Origin of the sequence: Lishizhenia sp. (assembly GCF_033720595.1) — a bacterium.
GTDB lineage: Bacteria > Bacteroidota > Bacteroidia > Flavobacteriales_D > Crocinitomicaceae > Lishizhenia.
This window is the reverse complement of the sequence record NZ_JAWWCF010000053.1, coordinates 1-16,503: the sequence shown is the minus strand read 5'-3', so window position 1 is coordinate 16,503 and position 16,503 is coordinate 1. Positions and strand designations below refer to the sequence as shown.

The following is a 16,503-nucleotide window of genomic DNA, read 5'->3' as shown; positions in this document are numbered from 1 at the left end:
TTCCAATTTAAGCTCGTAGCTCCAGTGAAAGTTCGAAAACGCGTTTGTTCTTGTCCGTCGAAATAAACATTGAACCTATAGGCTTCATTGATGGTTCCAAAATTTGTTTGTTGCGTTTCGGGAGCAAATCTATAATTGTTAGAGGAGAGGTGACCTAAGAAACTCCACGTTAGTTTTTCAGTAATTTCATAGTTGGCCAAAAGTTGAACATCAAAAAAGATGGGGTTGTAAGCACCTGTTGTGGGTAAGGCATTTAACAAGTAACCGTTAGATCTATATCTTGCTCCAACAATAAAATTAAGTCTCGGGCTCAATTTATCTTCTACGTGGAAAGCTGCACCCAGTAAACTACCATTGGCCGTAGCTTTAAAATCTCTTGGTTTTTTATAAGTAATATCTAGCACAGAACTTAATCGATCACCGTAATTGGCAGAAAAACCTCCGGCACTAAAAGATATATCCTCAACAAAGTCTGGATTGATGAAACTCATACCTTCTTGTTGACCACTGCGGGTAAGGAAAGGTCTGTAAATTTGAATACCATTTACATAAACCAGATTTTCATTGTAGTTACCTCCACGAACATTGTAGTTGTTCGATAACTCGTTATTCGAACTTGCAGCGGTACTGTAAATCAAACTTCTTTCAACGGAACCTCCAGGAATGGGAATGGCATTGATATCTATCTTATCAATACTGGTCATGTTTTCCTTTTTGGTTCCCGCAATATCTACGGCTGTATAATTTTGTACTGAGAATTTAGTTTTAGACAGTTTTCTATTTTCACCTTCTTTTAAAACAAGAGGATAAGAAAAACGTTCTGCTTCATTTTGTACAATAATAGTAAGTGAAGTATTACTGGGTAGTGTAAGGTCAAAATATCCGTCAGAATTAGAACGTGTATTAAATTTTAAGGAGTCTTCTTTCACAAAAATATAGGCTCCATAGAATCCGTCATTGTCTTTATCTACAACACGTCCTTCAACGGTAGAAGTTTGTCCCCAAGCAAGAGAACTTAGCACTAATAAAAAAGTAAGATGCAGTAATTTCATAGTAAAACTGAAGCTATAACTTCAAAAACTTGAGATTATTCTATCAAGGGGAAGAAAATCTTAAAGTAAAGCGTCGATAATTTTTTCCATGGTATAACCTTCTGCTTCAGCTCTATAGTTTTTCACCAAACGGTGACGTAAGATAGGCACAGCCACAGCTTGCACGTCTTCTATGTCTGGAGAATATTTTCCTTTCAACGCTGCATGACATTTAGCACCTACAATGAGATACTGTGAAGCACGCGGACCTGCTCCCCAAGAAATGAAATCTTTGGTGATTTGGGGCGCTTTAGGATTGTTATAACGCGTTTTACTTACCAAGTTAACGGCGTATTCTAACACATTATCTGCCACAGGTATTTTACGGATGAGTTCTTGGTATTGTACAATCTCCTCACCGGTCATAATTTGTTTTAAGTCAATTTTTTCGTCAGAAGTAGTAGCTTTCACAATGGCCATTTCTTCTGCAAAAGAAGGATAATCTACCCAAATATTGAACATGAAACGGTCTAACTGCGCCTCGGGTAGAGGATAGGTTCCTTCTTGCTCAATAGGGTTTTGTGTAGCCAATACAAAGAAAGGTTTGTTTAACTGATAGGTAGTACCTGCTGCAGTTATACTTTTTTCTTGCATTGCTTCTAACAATGCGGCTTGTGTTTTGGGTGGAGTTCTGTTGATCTCATCGGCCAAAATAACGTTAGAGAAAAGAGGTCCTTTTATAAATTTGAAATTTCTACTCTCGTCTAATATTTCCGATCCTATAATGTCAGAGGGCATTAAGTCTGGCGTAAACTGAATACGGTTAAAGTCTAAACCAAGTGTTTGCGCAATGGTGTTGACCAAAAGTGTTTTGGCCAAACCTGGTACACCTACCAATAAACTGTGTCCACGTGAAAAAATACTGATCAAAACTTGGTCTACAACTTCATCTTGACCTATAATGACTTTGTGTATTTCTTCTTTAAGAGCTTTGTATTGAACAACGAGGTTATTAATAGCTTGTACGTCTGACATATGATAGAAATTGTTAAGGTTTAAATATAACGATTACCAGTTATAATTCAAGTTACAAGACTTAAAATCGGGATCAATTTTTATGTATGCTTTTTCTATGCTTTCTTCTACCCATTCGCCAATTACTTCTTGCTCTTTGCTTGCTTGTGCAGCTTTCTTAACAAAGGCGTAGTCATCTTCTAAATTCGCAACGTGTGGTTTGGTTTGATCTGCCAAACGTACAATACGAACACCTTCTTTTCTACTTTGGTAATTGATATAGATACCAGGTTGCGTGTATTGCCCGACCTTTAAACCTTGGATAACGGTAAATATCTGTGGGTCTATTTGGTTAATGTTTTGTACATCCCAGTATATATCTCCCGTGTAAGGGTTTGTTACATTACCATGATTTTGTTTCGTTTCTTTATCTTCTGAGTATAATTTTACAGCTTCATCCCAAGAGATTTCGGCACGTTGCAAACGCTGGTAGCATTCGTCAATCACTTCTGCAGCTTTGGTAATACTTTCGTTACTTACTTCAGGAATACGAAGAATATGTCTGCAGGTATAGTCGTTTCCTTTTCTTTCGATTAATTGAACGATATGGAAACCATATTCTGTTTCGAAAACTTCAGAAATTTCACCGGGTTTTAAGTTCATGGCCGCAGCCTCGAACGGTTTTACCATCATCCCTTTTGAAGCTTCTAATAAACCACCTTTTTGTGCACTTCCTGGGTCTTCTGAGTAGATTTTAGCCATCAACTCAAACCTTTTCTTACCGTTGATGATTTCATCTCGCCATTTGTTGAGTTCTGCAATAGTTTTGGCTTTATCTTCTGTTGTAATTTCAGGATATACTACAATTTGTTGTAAAGCAATTTGCTGGTTGATGTAAGGCAAACTATCCTTAGGGATAGAGTTGTAGAATTTTTCTATTTCACGAGGTGTAACAACGATATTGGCTGTAATTTGACGTTCCATTTCTTCGGCCATCATTCGCTCACGGATGATTTCTCTAAACTCGTCTTTAATTTGCGCGTAAGTTTTCCCATAAAACTCTTCTAACTTTTCACGCGAACCAATTTGTGCTTCTATGGTTCTCAAACGGTTTTCCATGTTGGCATTTACTTGCTCATCATTGATTACGATACTATCTAGCTGTGCCTGATTTAAAAGCAGCTTTTGATACATCATGTCTTCGAAAATGGAGCACTTGGCATTGTTGCCCAATCCTTCGCCATTGATTTCGCTTTGTATTACCTCGTTTTTAACCTCTGATAGTAAAATAATATTGTCACCTACCTGGCCTATAATTTTGTCCACCGTTTCTTTCCCAGTACCTCCAATGCTAGTGGGTTGAGCAGCGGCAAAAAAGCTAATGAATAGGGCTACACTACTTAGTATAAATGTTGATCTCATATCTATTTTCTATCAATTTTGTTATCGAGTCGTTTAGTTCAACTCTTATCTTTTTGGCTTTTTGTGCCAAAATTCTTTTTTCTATCAGTTCGCGCTCTTGCGCATTCGGTTTTAAAGCCTCTTTGGTATTGTAACTTAAAATGTTGAGGTAGTAAGCAAATTGATTGTCTTTACTAATAATTTTCCCTTTGCTCTCGATTAACTCTTTAATGTTCACCTCTATGGGCATTTCACGGACTAAATCGTCAAACACAATCCACTTGTTTTCCTCAAAATAGAAGTTTGTGGCGTAAAGATTTGCAAAGTTTTTTATTTCCTCCCTGTCTTTACCATTTTTTAACAGGTAAAGCTGGTCAATGTTGGAGTTGCGTAATTTATTCAGGGCTACTTTTAAGTAGAGTGCTTTCACTAAATAAATTTCGTCACTAAAGTTTTTTCTGTGTTTTTTGTAGTAAGCTAAAATTTCTTCTTCAGAAGGGGATGCATTGGCCAAAGCCTTTTTTATCATACCACTTTCAATATGAAACTTAAGTAAATCAGCACTTTCTTTTACGTTATGTGCTTTGATTTCGTAATACAAGTTGGGTTGTGTCTCCTTTAAGTAAAGGGCGTATTCCTGTTGTGCTATCCAATCCAATAGAAAGCCATCTCTGTCTTCTTTATTGTTCGGGTCTAACTGTAAAGCACGCATCATACCTTCACCATCTTCTTTGGTCAAGATTTCATTTTCTACCGCAGCCCACTGTTCTTTTTCTCCAAAAGAACAAGCTGCTAGAAAACAGAAAAGGCTGCCGAAAATGACAGCCCTAAATGTGATATGTTTGTGTTTAACTACCAAGGCTGAATAATACCTCTTTATTAATTACAATATCGTGTTTCTTTCTTAATTCTTCTAACCAAGCTTTTTCCAATTGTGTTTGGTAGTCTTGGATGATTGCACCTTTCGCTTCTTTATAGGTTTTTGGTCTACTTGGTAATTCTTCATTTACTACCACTACGTAGTATTTTCCGTTTGCCTCGTACGCCTTGTTTAAACCTAGTGATAAAGATTCGTTTTTGATACGTTCGTCAGTTTCCGTATTCATTACCAAGCTATCGGCACGCATACGCAAATCAGACTCACTTCCGAATTCAGCTTCTAAATCTGCCATGCTTGCTCCTTTCTTCAACATTTTGTATGCTTTCTTCGCATCTTTCTTGTTGTAAAGTTCGAATACATTTGCGTTTAATCTGTTCGGTAAGATGTAATCTTCTCTGTGGGCTTGGTAGTAATTTTTCAACCCTAAAGTGTCTTTAGACGCCTTGTCCCACACTTCATCTTTCATGATTTCATACAACAATATTCCATCGTGGTATTCTTGCATTAAGTGTTTGTATGCAGGGTATTTGTTTTTTAATTGGCTTTCTTCGTATGCAATGATTTGTGTTCTTTCCCAGTTCGTATAAACTTTTGCTACAAAATCATCCACGTTTTTCATAGGTTGCTTACGCTGTGTGTTTTCTAAGAACGAAGCAAAGTCATTCAGGGTGTAATCTTTGTTGGCATAATTAAAGATTACTGCATCTGCATTCGTACCATCGAACTTCCATGTTCCTTCAAAAAGAGATGAATCAACCACTCCTTTTAACAAGGCTGGTGCAGTTTGCGCACCTGCTGTGAAGTTGTATTCTTTTTTCAATTTTTCTACAAAAGAAGCTTGTGTTTGCTGACCTCTCATGTCGCGGTTTACTTTGTTGTATAACTCGCGTTCCATTTCCTCATAAGAAGGAAGTGGCTTCCAACTCACACGTCTTACGATGTGGTAACCAAATTGCGTTTTGAATGGTTTAGAGTATTGTCCGTCTTCTGTTAAAGCAAATGCTTCATCTTCGAAAACAGGTACCATACGTTGTTTCGTTCTAGAACCAAAATCAGGTAATAAACCTCCTTTGTTTCTTGAGCTTTGATCGTCAGAGTATTTTCTTGCTAGTGTAGACCAATCTTCACCTCTTTCTAATTTTGCGTAGATAGAGTCAATTTTATTTTTAGCCGCCTGAAGTTCTTCTTCTTTTTGAGCTAAAACTAAGATGTGTGCTGCAGAAATAGTTCCGCGTGCATCTCTTACGTCAGTAATTTTTAAAATGTGGTAACCAAACTTTGTACGCACAGGCATAGAAACTTCTCCCTCTGGAGTATTGTATGCAGCGTTCTCAAACGGGTACACCATTTGGAAAGCAGTAAAGTAACCTAAGTCTCCATTGTTTTGGGCAACAGATGGATCTTCTGAACCAAATTTAGAATTGGCAACACTTGCGAAATCTTCTCCTGACAATATTCTGCGACGCAGATTTATAATTCTATTGTAAGCTTTTAAAGTATCATGTGGTGAAGCATCTTCTCCTACACGAATTAAAATGTGAGAAGCACGAATTTCTTTTTGCATTCTATCGTAGGCTTCTTTTACCAGAATTTCATTCTGTGCAGAATCTACTAAATAGGGAAGAGCTAATTGTCTTTCATATCCCTGTAATTCCTTAACGAAGGCCGGGATAGTATCGAGTCCCATAGCTTCGGCTTCAGCAACTTTTAATTTAAAATCACTGTAACGTTTTGCGTAAAGCTCTAGAGAGTCTTTCGCATAGCTTGGTGAATCATTATTTTTTAAATAGGATTGGAGAAATTCTGATTTATAAATTTTCTGACCATTAACAGTCATTATTACCGGGTCATTTTGAGCCCAAGTTAATCCTGCTAATAACAAGGAGAAAGATAATCCTACTAATTTCTTCATAATTTATAGTATCGTTTTATTAAGTGCCAAAAGGCCTATGGTTTAAGGTTTACCAAAATTAAATTTTCGATTGATAAATACGAACGAAATCAATATTTATTTTGCAAAAAAAAGACCAATCGTTTGATTGGTCTTTTTTTAATATTATTTGCTGTAGTTTGGAGCTTCTCGTGTGATGGTTACATCGTGAGGGTGAGACTCTTGCATACCTGCGTTGGTGATGCGGACAAAATCAGCACCTTTCAACTTATCTATGCTCGGCGCACCACAGTATCCCATACCTGCTCTCAATCCACCAATGATTTGGTAAACTACTTCTTTTAAGTGTCCTTTGTAAGCTACACGTCCAGAGATTCCTTCTGGAACTAGTTTCTTAACATCGTCTTCAGCATCTTGGAAGTATCTGTCTTTCGAACCTTTTTGCATAGCTTCTAAAGATCCCATACCTCTGTAGGCTTTGAATTTTCTTCCTTGGTAGATGATAGTTTCTCCTGGAGACTCTTCTGTTCCTGCGAACATAGAACCAACCATTACGATATCTGCACCTGCTGCAATAGCTTTAACAATATCTCCTGTGTAACGGATACCACCATCTGCGATAACTGGAACTCCTGTTCCTTCTAATGCTCTGGCTACATCGTTTACTGCAGTTAATTGCGGTACACCTACACCAGCGATGATACGTGTAGTACAAATTGACCCAGGACCAATTCCTACTTTCACTGCGTCAGCTCCTGCTTCAACCAAGAACTTGGCTGCTTCGGCAGTTGCAATGTTTCCTACAATTACTTCTAAGGTTGGGAATTTTGCTTTAACCTCTTTTAATTTGTCTACAACACCCATTGTATGACCGTGAGCTGTATCGATAACGATAGCATCAACTCCTGCCTCTACTAATGCTGTAACTCTTTCCAAAGTATCAGCAGTAACACCTACTGCAGCTGCTACTCTTAATCTTCCAAATTGGTCTTTACAAGAATTAGGGTGTTCTTTAACTTTTATGATGTCTCTGTAAGTAATCAATCCAACTAATTTGTTGTTGTCGTCTACTACAGGTAACTTTTCAATTTTGTGTGCTTGAAGAATTCCTTCAGCTACAGATAAGTCTGTACCATCTTTTGCAGTAATCACATTCTCAGATGTCATTACTTCTGCAACAGGTCTATTCTTTTCTTTTTCGAAACGTAAATCTCTGTTGGTAACAATTCCTTTTAATAAACCTTGATCGTCTACTACAGGAATACCTCCAATTTTATTTTCCTTCATTAAGAAAAGTGCATCTTTTACCAATGCATCTTCTTTTAAGGTAACAGGGTCTAAGATCATTCCGCTTTCAGAACGCTTAACCTTACGAACTTCTAATGCTTGAAGCTCTATGCTCATGTTCTTGTGAACTACACCGATACCTCCAGTTTGTGCAATAGCAATTGCTAGATTAGCCTCTGTTACTGTATCCATTGCTGCGGCAACGATAGGTGTGTTAACAGAAATGTTTCTTGTGATTTTGCTTTCCAACTTTACATCGCGTGGAAGTACTTGTGAAAATGCTGGAGTTAGTAAAACGTCATCGTAGGTTAAACCCTCTCTAACTTTACTGATATCTTGAAGTGACATAAACGAACCTATTTGGTAAATAAATTCCCGCAAAAGTAGGGAATAATTTTTGGAATTATTGGGTTTTTGTTCAATTTTTTAATTTTCGTTACTATACGACAATTGTAGTTGTCCCGAAATTTTATAGATATCTAAATATACGGTCATCCTGTTAAATAAAGCGTCGTTATAGCTTAAGGCTGCGTTAAGAAAATTATTTCTTAAGTTTTGTAGCTCTAAACTATTGATAAGTCCTTGGGCATATTTGGCTTTCCCTAACTCATAAGCTTTCTCCGCGTAAAGCATACTTTGCTCATTTAAATCTACCAATTGATTTTGTACATAATACGCATCGAACAATTGTAAGATATTGTTTTCAACCTGTATTTGCATTTGGTCATAGGTCATCTCACTGATCTCAGCTTCAATTTTAGCCACTTCTACTGCGCGCTTGGTTTTGTAATTGTTGAAGAGGTTATATCTTACGTTAAGTCCTGTTGAGTACACAATGGATTGTGTTCCTATAGATTGGTCTGGACTCCCAGCAAAACGTACATTACCCCACGAAGGACTTGCAGCCGCTTGTAAAGATACCACTGGGTATAAAAAAGAACGCTGATAGTCTATCATTTTCTTCTGCAATTCTATGGCCAAGAACTGGTTGCGTAAATTTTGATTGTTGCTGTTTAAGTTACTTAGCACTTCTTGCCTGTCTATGGCAGACATTGGAGTGCTCAAAGAATCTGTTAAACTGGGAAATTGCTCTAATGACATGGCGTCTTTTACGTTCATTAGTACCAATAGATTACGCTTGGCGTTTTTAATGTTGACCTCTTGTTGAATCACTGTAACCGAGTCGGCAAATAATTGATTTCTGAATTGAAAAGTTTCCAAACTACTGCTCTGACCATATTCTTCTTTGAGCTGGTAATACTCGTATTGTTCACGAGAATACTTCAGTACAGATTGATATACTTTTAGTTTTTGCTCTTCTAATAAGATGGAATTGTATGCTTTTAGAACTTCTAAAGCGATGTTTTCAATTTCCGCCATTAAGTTACCGTTGCTTTGTTGCTCCAGTAAGGCCAATCTTTCCTTCGTGATTTTTATCCCCAAACCAGTAAACAAATTCCAGTTTACGTTCACAGAGGGATTGAAGTTCTGATTGATAATAGATTCCTGAACGAAACTAATAGGGTTGTTGGAGTTGTCCTGCAACGCAAAGTTGGCACCTGCATTTAGCGTTACGGTAGGGAAGAGCCCGGCTTCTGACCACGAGTTGTTTTTCTCGGCAATGTCCACCCTGTTCTCGGCAATTTGTAGAGAGTAGTTGTGTTCTAACGCCAAGAGTACAGCGTCACGAGCGCTTAATGTTTCCTGTGTTATTCCCAACGAAGGAAAAAGGAAAAGTACGAATAGATATCCTATGTATTTCATGTTCTTAAAGATCTTGTGCTTCTATATGTTTGTTCACCTTGTTGGCTGTTTCAATTTCTTCATGACTCACCAATTTACCTCTCCTCAACCAGTGGAAGGTACGTTTTACATCATTCCCAAAGAGTATAGCTACAGGAAAACATAGCAAAATGAAGAAGGTTCCGAATAATACACCGAAGGCGATGGAAACTGCCATGGGGATAAGGAATTGAGCCTGCATACTTTTTTCAGCTATTAAAGGAAGAAGTCCACTAACCGTTGTAATGGTTGTTAACAGAATGGGACGGAATCTAGAAATGGCTGCTTCGTATACAGCTGCTCTCGAGGTGTATCCTTCTGCTATCAATTGGTTGTGTCTGTCTAAGAATACTACGGCATCGTTGATGAGTACTCCAAGTAGGGCAATCATCCCAAACAAACTTAAAATTGAAACAGGGATTCCAACAATTCCGTGCCCTAATATTGCTCCTGCAATCCCTGCTGGTATAACCAACATGATGAGGAAAGATTGATAGAGCGAGGTAAAGTGTAGCATGACAATCATAATCATTACCACTAAAACGATCATGGTCATGTAAGCCATTGAGTTCCCTGTTTTCTGACTTCTCTCGAACTGCCCTAGTTTACTAAAGCTCACAGAAGGGTGTAAAGCTTCAACTTTTGGTATAATGTCTTTGATGATTGCTTGGTTAAATACCGCAACGCTATCAGGGAAGAGACATTTTGCATCTACTTTAACTTGGCGTTGACCATCTCTTCGCTTCAAACTTACAGGTCCACGTCCCATTGAAAAGCTTGCAATACTTGTTAGAGGAACGGCGGTACCATCGGGTAGTTTGATGCGCATTTTTTTCAGGTCAGATAAAGAGCTTCTATCTTGTTGAGGATAACGTACCCAGATTTTAACTTCATCATTACCGATAATTATGCGCTGCGCTTCACGACCAAAGAATCCGTTTCTTATTTGGGCGATGACTTGCGCTTTTCCAATTCCGTAGATTTCAGCTTGTGGTAATAACTCAATGAATACCTCTTGTCTACCTGGAGGCATGTTGTCTTTTACGTTGGCAACCCCTTTTTTATTTTCTAATTCTGACCTGAACATTTCTTTGGCCAACTCTAATTCCATGTTGTCTTGAGAAGAAAGACCAAATTCAATATCAGCTCCAAATCGACCAAAAGAACCCACGAATATTTCGCTGCTTAATTTACCAATATCTGTGGCTTTAACTCGACGAGTGATACGGTTCATTAGCGTGTCCACTGGGTATTTTGCATCTTCACCCTCGTAATAAATACTCAACATTCCTGTGTGGTTTCCGGCTTGACCTATGTTCATGGTAGCACCTATGTTCGTTGTGTAATAGGTTAACATAGTATCACCTGTTTCAGCGATAATACGTTCATTTTCTTCCATGAGTATCTCTGTAGCTTTTTTTAGGAATTTATCCGTTTGTGCTTCGTTGTCCCCAGGAGTAAAGGCTACTTCAACATTAAAGAAATCAGGCGGAATGTTCGGGAAAAAGGTAAATGCAATTTTACCTGATTGAAAAAGCATGATAACACTTATCACAAAGGCGAAAGGAAAGAAAAAACTCAATCTGTAGGCTTTCTTCCAACGCACCCCCATGAACAGCTGTAACATATCTGCAAATGCTTTATCACGAATGAACCTGATGAATAAATTGATTCCTTTACGTACACCATTTTCTGCTGGAGACTTCGTGTAGGCGTAGTAGAAAAGTCCTGCACCCAATATCATGAAGGTGAAAGGTATGAGCCCCGTTGTATAACTTAATTCAGTAGGTAGTAAATGAGCTCCTAGATAAATAAGACCAAAACCTATTAGCATGAGTATTATACCTACAGGCATTTTTATACTCGTTTCATTTTTATCATTTAATACTTTGGGTGAGGCTAAGTGGGAGGGGAGTACTAAGAAGGCTTCTACAAGAGAGAATACAAGACATGAGATTACCACAAAGGCCATTTCACGCATCATTTCTAAACCTTCTACAAAAAGCAAAACAGAAAAAGCTACCATAGTTGTGAGTACAGAGGTAAATACAGAAGGTAAAACTTCCATGGTACCATCTATTGCTGCTTTAGATGCCGATTTTCCTTTTTCGTAGTGACTGTAAATATTTTCGGCAATAACAATTCCATCATCCACTAGAATACCTACAACCAGTATCATACCGAATAAGGAAATCATGTTAATTGTGATTCCATAGGCCATTCCCAGAATGAACATTCCTAAGAAAGAGAAGGGGATACCGAATGCTACCCAAGCACTTAAGCGTACGTTTAAGAAAAGACCTAATGCCAGGAGCACGAGAACCAATCCAAACATTCCATTTTCTGTTAGGAGGTCAATACGCTGTTTTAAAAGTGAATCAAACTCGTAATACACCTCAAAAGAGTAGTCTTTATGTTCTTTATTGAATTTGTCTTTATAGGCATAAACCTCTTCAGAAATCATGGATAAATCCTCATCTAAAGTTTTTTCAATTTGAAAAGAAATAGAAGGAGAACCATTAAAGGTTGAAGTTTGTGAGTTTTCGGAAAAACCTAAGGTAACGTCAGCCAAATCTTTTAAACGAACAGATTCTCCAGAAGGCATTGTCCTGATGATGAATTCACCAATCTCTCTAACTTTTGTTGTTCTACTGTTGTAACGGATAGACATTTCTTCCGCGCCCCCGCGAATCATCCCAGCTGTAATGTCATTGTTCAATGCTCCTACCTTAGCAGCAATTTCTTCCATAGAAATGTTGTAGCGTAACAGGTCATTCTCTCGTATGTTAATGCTGATTTCTTTTTCTGGAAAACCTTGCTTGGTGATTTGTGTAATCACTTTTGTATTCAATAGGTCGCGTTCTATTTTGTTGGCCATTTCTGCCAAATCCGTGCGTTTAATACTAGGGTCTTTGGCTGTAACCCCTACAAAAGCTACAACACTTGACATCCCATTGGTTTTAAGTCGCGTAATTATTGGCTTTTCTGCCCCCGCGGGAAAACTATTAATAGAGTTAACTGCATTTTCAACATCACTCAATAGGTCATCCATGTTAGCATCAGAGTAGGCTTGAATGCTAATGGTTGCAAAGTTTTCTGAAGAACTTGCATCTATGTGCTCAATGTCTTGTAGACCTTTTACTGCTTGTTCAATTTTAATGGTAATACCATCTTCCATTTCCTTAGGAGAGGCCCCAGGGTAAGTAACCGTAATGTTGATTTGGTTGGGATCTAGCTCTGGAAAGAACGAACTGTTCAAGCTGAAGAGAGACCACAGTCCAAACATCAAGACAAGTGCAATTATGGCATTGGCCCAAATTGGCTTTTTGATAAAGAAGTTTATAATGTTTCTCATAACTTATTTTTCTACAGCTTCGTATTTTGTATCAGCTTTCGGGTTTTGGAGGTAGGTACATAACACTTTTGTGTTTTCTGGTATTTCTGCTATTAATAAGCTATCTCCCTTGTATCCAAAGTTTTTAATTTCAAGACTGTGTAAAGTACTGTCTTTTAAATACTGTACTTTATTATTCTCTAATGCTGTATGCGGAAGCGTAACTGTTTCCATTTCCAATTTCTCTGCACACACTAAATTCAAGAAATCACCTTGATATACTTTGTGTCCGTTCACCGGCGAAATAGAAAGGTAAGTATCTATACTCTGCGTTTGTTGGTTTACCACATTTGAGGTACGAATAATTTTACCTAAACCAACTGTATCTTTGTTCGGAGAGATGAACCATAGTTTTTGAGCACTTGTAAAGTGATTTAATTCTTCTTTTTTAATGGGAACCTTTACTTCGTAATCACCTGTCTTAACAATGCGTGCAATGCTTGTTGCAGGAGATACATAAGATCCTTCTTCTGCGAAAGTTTCAACAACTGTCCCGTCAAAGGGTGCTCGGTATACGTATTTATTTAAACGTGTTTCGGCAGATTTAATATTGTAGTATTCTGTGGCAATGTTTCTACTGTTAATGAATCTTTTTTCTTTATCTGAATTGAAAGTTGGTAATTCCGGAAGAGCTTCCTTATCGTTAATAGCGTTGGTAAACCTTTTCCATTTTTCTAACTCACTAGGGAAATCAAGTTCTATATCTGCTAATAAATTAACCAACATGGAGTTGAAGGCTGACCTGCGCGAATAAATGGTGTATAACTCTTCGGATTGATCTACTCGATAAAGTACACTTCCTTTCTTAAAGCTATGTCCAGGTTTTAGTTTTTTATCTCCCTTTAATAATTTTCCTTGAACCTCAAAAACAACATTGATTTCTGTATACGGAGTAACTTGTCCGTAAGCTTCGTATTCAACTTGTGCTAAATAATTTTTCGCAATAATTACCGGGACTATAGTAGCCGTTTTCTTGCTGATTTCTGTTTTTGGACCTTTTCCTTTTGAGATAATTGGTCCATATACCAAACCAATTAATATAATTCCGAGGATGATCAGCACAATGTTTCTTACTTTCATTTCAAGCTATGTTGTGAGTTATTTGTGTTAAAAATAAGTCTTTCGGTGTTGAACTACCTATTATTTTTCTATCAAAGGTGAAATGTGCTTTCGAGAGGTAATCATTTTTTAACGAAAACCGTGTTATAAACGTTTTGGGTTGTTAATAACTTCGTTGATAAAGATGCGGAACCCCTTATTTTAAAGGCTTCATTCTTCTTTAACTTTGTCTTAAACGTAGGTAAACGTAACGCAATGTTAAAAACACTATTCAGAAGAAAACTTTCAGATGAGCAATTAGCAAATGTATTTGTTAATGCTATGCTGGATTGTGTGGATAAAGGTTTTGATGAGGTCGTTGAGCTCATTAAAGAAGACCCAGCATTTGTTACAGTTCCTGATTTAGAGAACTATTCTGACGGTCATTTTACAATGATTGTAATTGTGGCAAACCTTAGCTTTTTAGGAGATCACTTCGACCCACAGCAATGTGCGGATTTAGAGAACTTGATTAAAGAGAAGTTTGCAGACATTTTTGGTATGAGCAAGGATGTTTTTGATACGCATTTAAACAACTATAAGAAGTTTATGGCGCGTGTTAATCACCCTTCAAAAAACATGCACTATGCAATGAGTAAAGGGATGTTTCATAAATACCAATTGAATGAGTACCAGGATGGTTACTTTAAGAAAATGAAATGTCCAAACCCATTGTTCTTGAAAAGAATGGATGAGGTGATGGATAGTTTTGTTTGGAACTGGGACGCTTTCTTTAAGCGTTATAAAATGGTGGGGTAATTTACCCTTCAATCGAATATCGGAACAATAAGTCCTTAGCTTATTGCTTGCTATACTTGTCTCAAATAATGAAACGTCTGTATTTAATGCAGGCGTTTTTTTTGAGTTTTAGATTAGGGCATAAAAAAACCTGATCTGAATACTGTTTATAACAAGATTCAAATCAGGAAAAGCACTTATATGTACTAAAAACCAAAAACAAACGAAAATTACTTACTACAGATATTCGTTGTGTATATCTCAAATATACAGCAGAAGTTTGCTTGATTTTTGAATAAACTCTTAAGGGATATTTTGATTGATTAAACGGTAAGGAATTAGTAACCAAACCTTGGGTTAACTACATCGTTGTATATACTTCCAAAGGTAAAACTTAGTCCAGTGCTTAACCAGTAGTTATAAGCGGTGGCTAACTGCGTTTGTTGTAGTAATACTTCTTCGTAACTCGCTTCCCCACGTTCTAGGTTTACTTGGTCTTTAATAATACGGAAACTTCCGCTCATACGCCAGCTAAGTCCTTTGAAAACACGGATGTTTAAACTTACCCAGTTGTTTAATGAATTGAGTTGAAGATCGTTCATGTAGTTGTTCCAGCTTACAGAGTAGCTAATGTTACCCCATGGCTTTTTGAACTTCATGTCGGTACTTAAAGTTTGTTGCCACAGCAATTCCTCAATTTGGTTATAAACGGTTGTATCTATGTAGTCATTGAAACGTGGTCCAATTTTATACCCCAATCTTATTTGTTTGTTGTTCGATTCTGCGTAATCGTAAATGTTGTATTCCAAAGCACCCTTTAAGGTTCCGTAAAAATCGTAGTTGTTGTATATAGAGGATCCCGCATTTGTAAAAGCACCTGCCGATAAGTTATTGCTCAAGGCGCGTGTGTAGGTTAAATCAACCGCATTCGATTTTTGAATGTTGTAGACCACTGTGTCAGGATCCGATAAAATGTATTTTTTACGCTGGTAATTGTACCATCCGCCCACGTCAATTCTATCTTGCTCTCTCACTCTTTCTGCAGAAACAGAGTTGTTGTTGCTGAAGTTAGTATAGGCTGCCTGACCATCTGTATAAATGCTTGTGTTGATAGAGAAAACCCAGTTTTTCCATTTGTCTTTAGGTTTTTCTGGCTGCACGGCTTGTTGCTGTAACATTACGGCAATATGGTCTGTGGTATTGTTTTTTACCCAAAAACTAACCAGTCCAATTTTAAGATAGTGGAGTTGCTTCTTGCGCAACTCATGGGCTGTTGTATTATTGGGAACAGAAAAGTGAAGTGTATCTACGATACTACTGTATTTATTTAGACCTATAAAGTGAAATTCATATTTAGAGCCTCCAGATCCTGTGCGTTGTGAGAAGAATTGAACGTGACAATCTGCAACATATCTATCGCGCACAAGGGTAGCATAAGGAAGATTACTTCGGAAGTAATTTTTATCACAACCCGGGCAGTCAATAAATACTTTTACCGTTTTCGTACTGTCTTGAACCTGGCCAAAAACAGATTGTAAGGTAACCAACGCGAATACAAGAAGTTGAAGTCTCATTTTAACAGAAAAATGCTTTTATTGTGCAAAAATGCACATAAATACCTGAAGATGGATGGAATATGCAATTAGTTCTTCATACTGAGATGTTTATTTATTTAAACGTAAGGAATTTGACGTGAGCGGAACTTTTGTAATTTGGCCCAAAATTCAAAGCATGAGCAAGATTACAGAAAGCGATAGTTTATATGATGGTTTAGAAAAGATGACTTCTCAAGAATTATTGGAGAATATCAATCGAGAAGATCAAAAGGTAGCCCTAGCTGTTCAGAAAATAGTACCTGAAATTTCAGCTTTTGTAGATGCTTGTGCGGAGAAAATGAAAAAAGGTGGACGTCTTTTTTATATCGGTGCGGGTACGAGCGGTAGGTTAGGCGTTGTAGATGCTTCGGAGTGCCCGCCTACCTTTGGGG

The 16,503-nt window shown here is 37.5% G+C and carries 11 protein-coding genes and 1 pseudogene; 2 read left to right on the top strand and 10 right to left on the bottom strand.

From position 1 onward, the window contains the following. The 9 genes from R3333_RS05615 to R3333_RS05575 all read right to left on the bottom strand — a co-directional run. Positions 1-1,052, bottom strand: a 1,052-nt coding sequence (locus R3333_RS05615) for a TonB-dependent receptor (protein ID WP_318957809.1), incomplete at its 3' end; no start/stop codon positions are given. A gap of 60 nt (positions 1,053-1,112) precedes the next feature. Continuing rightward, positions 1,113-2,066, bottom strand: a complete 954-nt coding sequence (locus R3333_RS05610; RefSeq protein ID WP_318957808.1) for a MoxR family ATPase — start codon at positions 2,064-2,066, stop codon at positions 1,113-1,115. 33 nt (positions 2,067-2,099) lie between these two features. Further along, positions 2,100-3,467, bottom strand: a complete 1,368-nt coding sequence (locus tag R3333_RS05605) for a peptidylprolyl isomerase (RefSeq protein ID WP_318957807.1) — start codon at positions 3,465-3,467, stop codon at positions 2,100-2,102. After that, entirely contained in the window at positions 3,442-4,305 is an 864-nt protein-coding gene (locus R3333_RS05600; protein WP_318957806.1) for a hypothetical protein, read from the bottom strand. Before R3333_RS05600 ends, R3333_RS05605 begins: the two co-directional genes overlap by 26 nt. Next, entirely contained in the window at positions 4,295-6,238 is a 1,944-nt protein-coding gene (locus R3333_RS05595; protein WP_318957805.1) for a peptidylprolyl isomerase, read from the bottom strand. The genes R3333_RS05600 and R3333_RS05595 overlap by 11 nt, the downstream gene beginning before the upstream one ends. Positions 6,239-6,382: 144 nt before the next feature. Further along, positions 6,383-7,852: an IMP dehydrogenase gene (gene guaB, locus R3333_RS05590; protein ID WP_318957804.1), complete on the bottom strand. Its 1,470-nt coding sequence runs from the start codon at positions 7,850-7,852 to the stop codon at positions 6,383-6,385. A gap of 78 nt (positions 7,853-7,930) precedes the next feature. Further along, positions 7,931-9,268 (bottom strand): TolC family protein, encoded by a 1,338-nt coding sequence (locus R3333_RS05585; RefSeq protein WP_318957803.1) that lies wholly within the window; start codon positions 9,266-9,268, stop codon positions 7,931-7,933. A gap of 4 nt (positions 9,269-9,272) precedes the next feature. Further along, complete coding sequence (locus R3333_RS05580) at positions 9,273-12,641, bottom strand: efflux RND transporter permease subunit (protein WP_318957802.1); 3,369 nt, start codon at positions 12,639-12,641, stop codon at positions 9,273-9,275. A gap of 3 nt (positions 12,642-12,644) precedes the next feature. After that, positions 12,645-13,760: an efflux RND transporter periplasmic adaptor subunit gene (locus tag R3333_RS05575; RefSeq protein ID WP_318957801.1), complete on the bottom strand. Its 1,116-nt coding sequence runs from the start codon at positions 13,758-13,760 to the stop codon at positions 12,645-12,647. A gap of 234 nt (positions 13,761-13,994) precedes the next feature. Between R3333_RS05575 and R3333_RS05570 the strand changes: the two genes are divergently transcribed. Beyond that, positions 13,995-14,537: a hypothetical protein gene (locus tag R3333_RS05570; protein ID WP_318957800.1), complete on the top strand. Its 543-nt coding sequence runs from the start codon at positions 13,995-13,997 to the stop codon at positions 14,535-14,537. A 317-nt stretch (positions 14,538-14,854) separates the two neighbouring features. Here R3333_RS05570 and R3333_RS05565 read toward each other — a convergent pair whose 3' ends face one another. Beyond that, on the bottom strand, positions 14,855-16,090 hold the full coding sequence (locus R3333_RS05565; protein ID WP_318957799.1) for a hypothetical protein: 1,236 nt from the start codon (positions 16,088-16,090) through the stop codon (positions 14,855-14,857). 157 nt (positions 16,091-16,247) lie between these two features. Between R3333_RS05565 and R3333_RS05560 the strand changes: the two are divergent. Next, positions 16,248-16,503, top strand: a pseudogene (locus R3333_RS05560) (N-acetylmuramic acid 6-phosphate etherase); the annotation flags it as partial.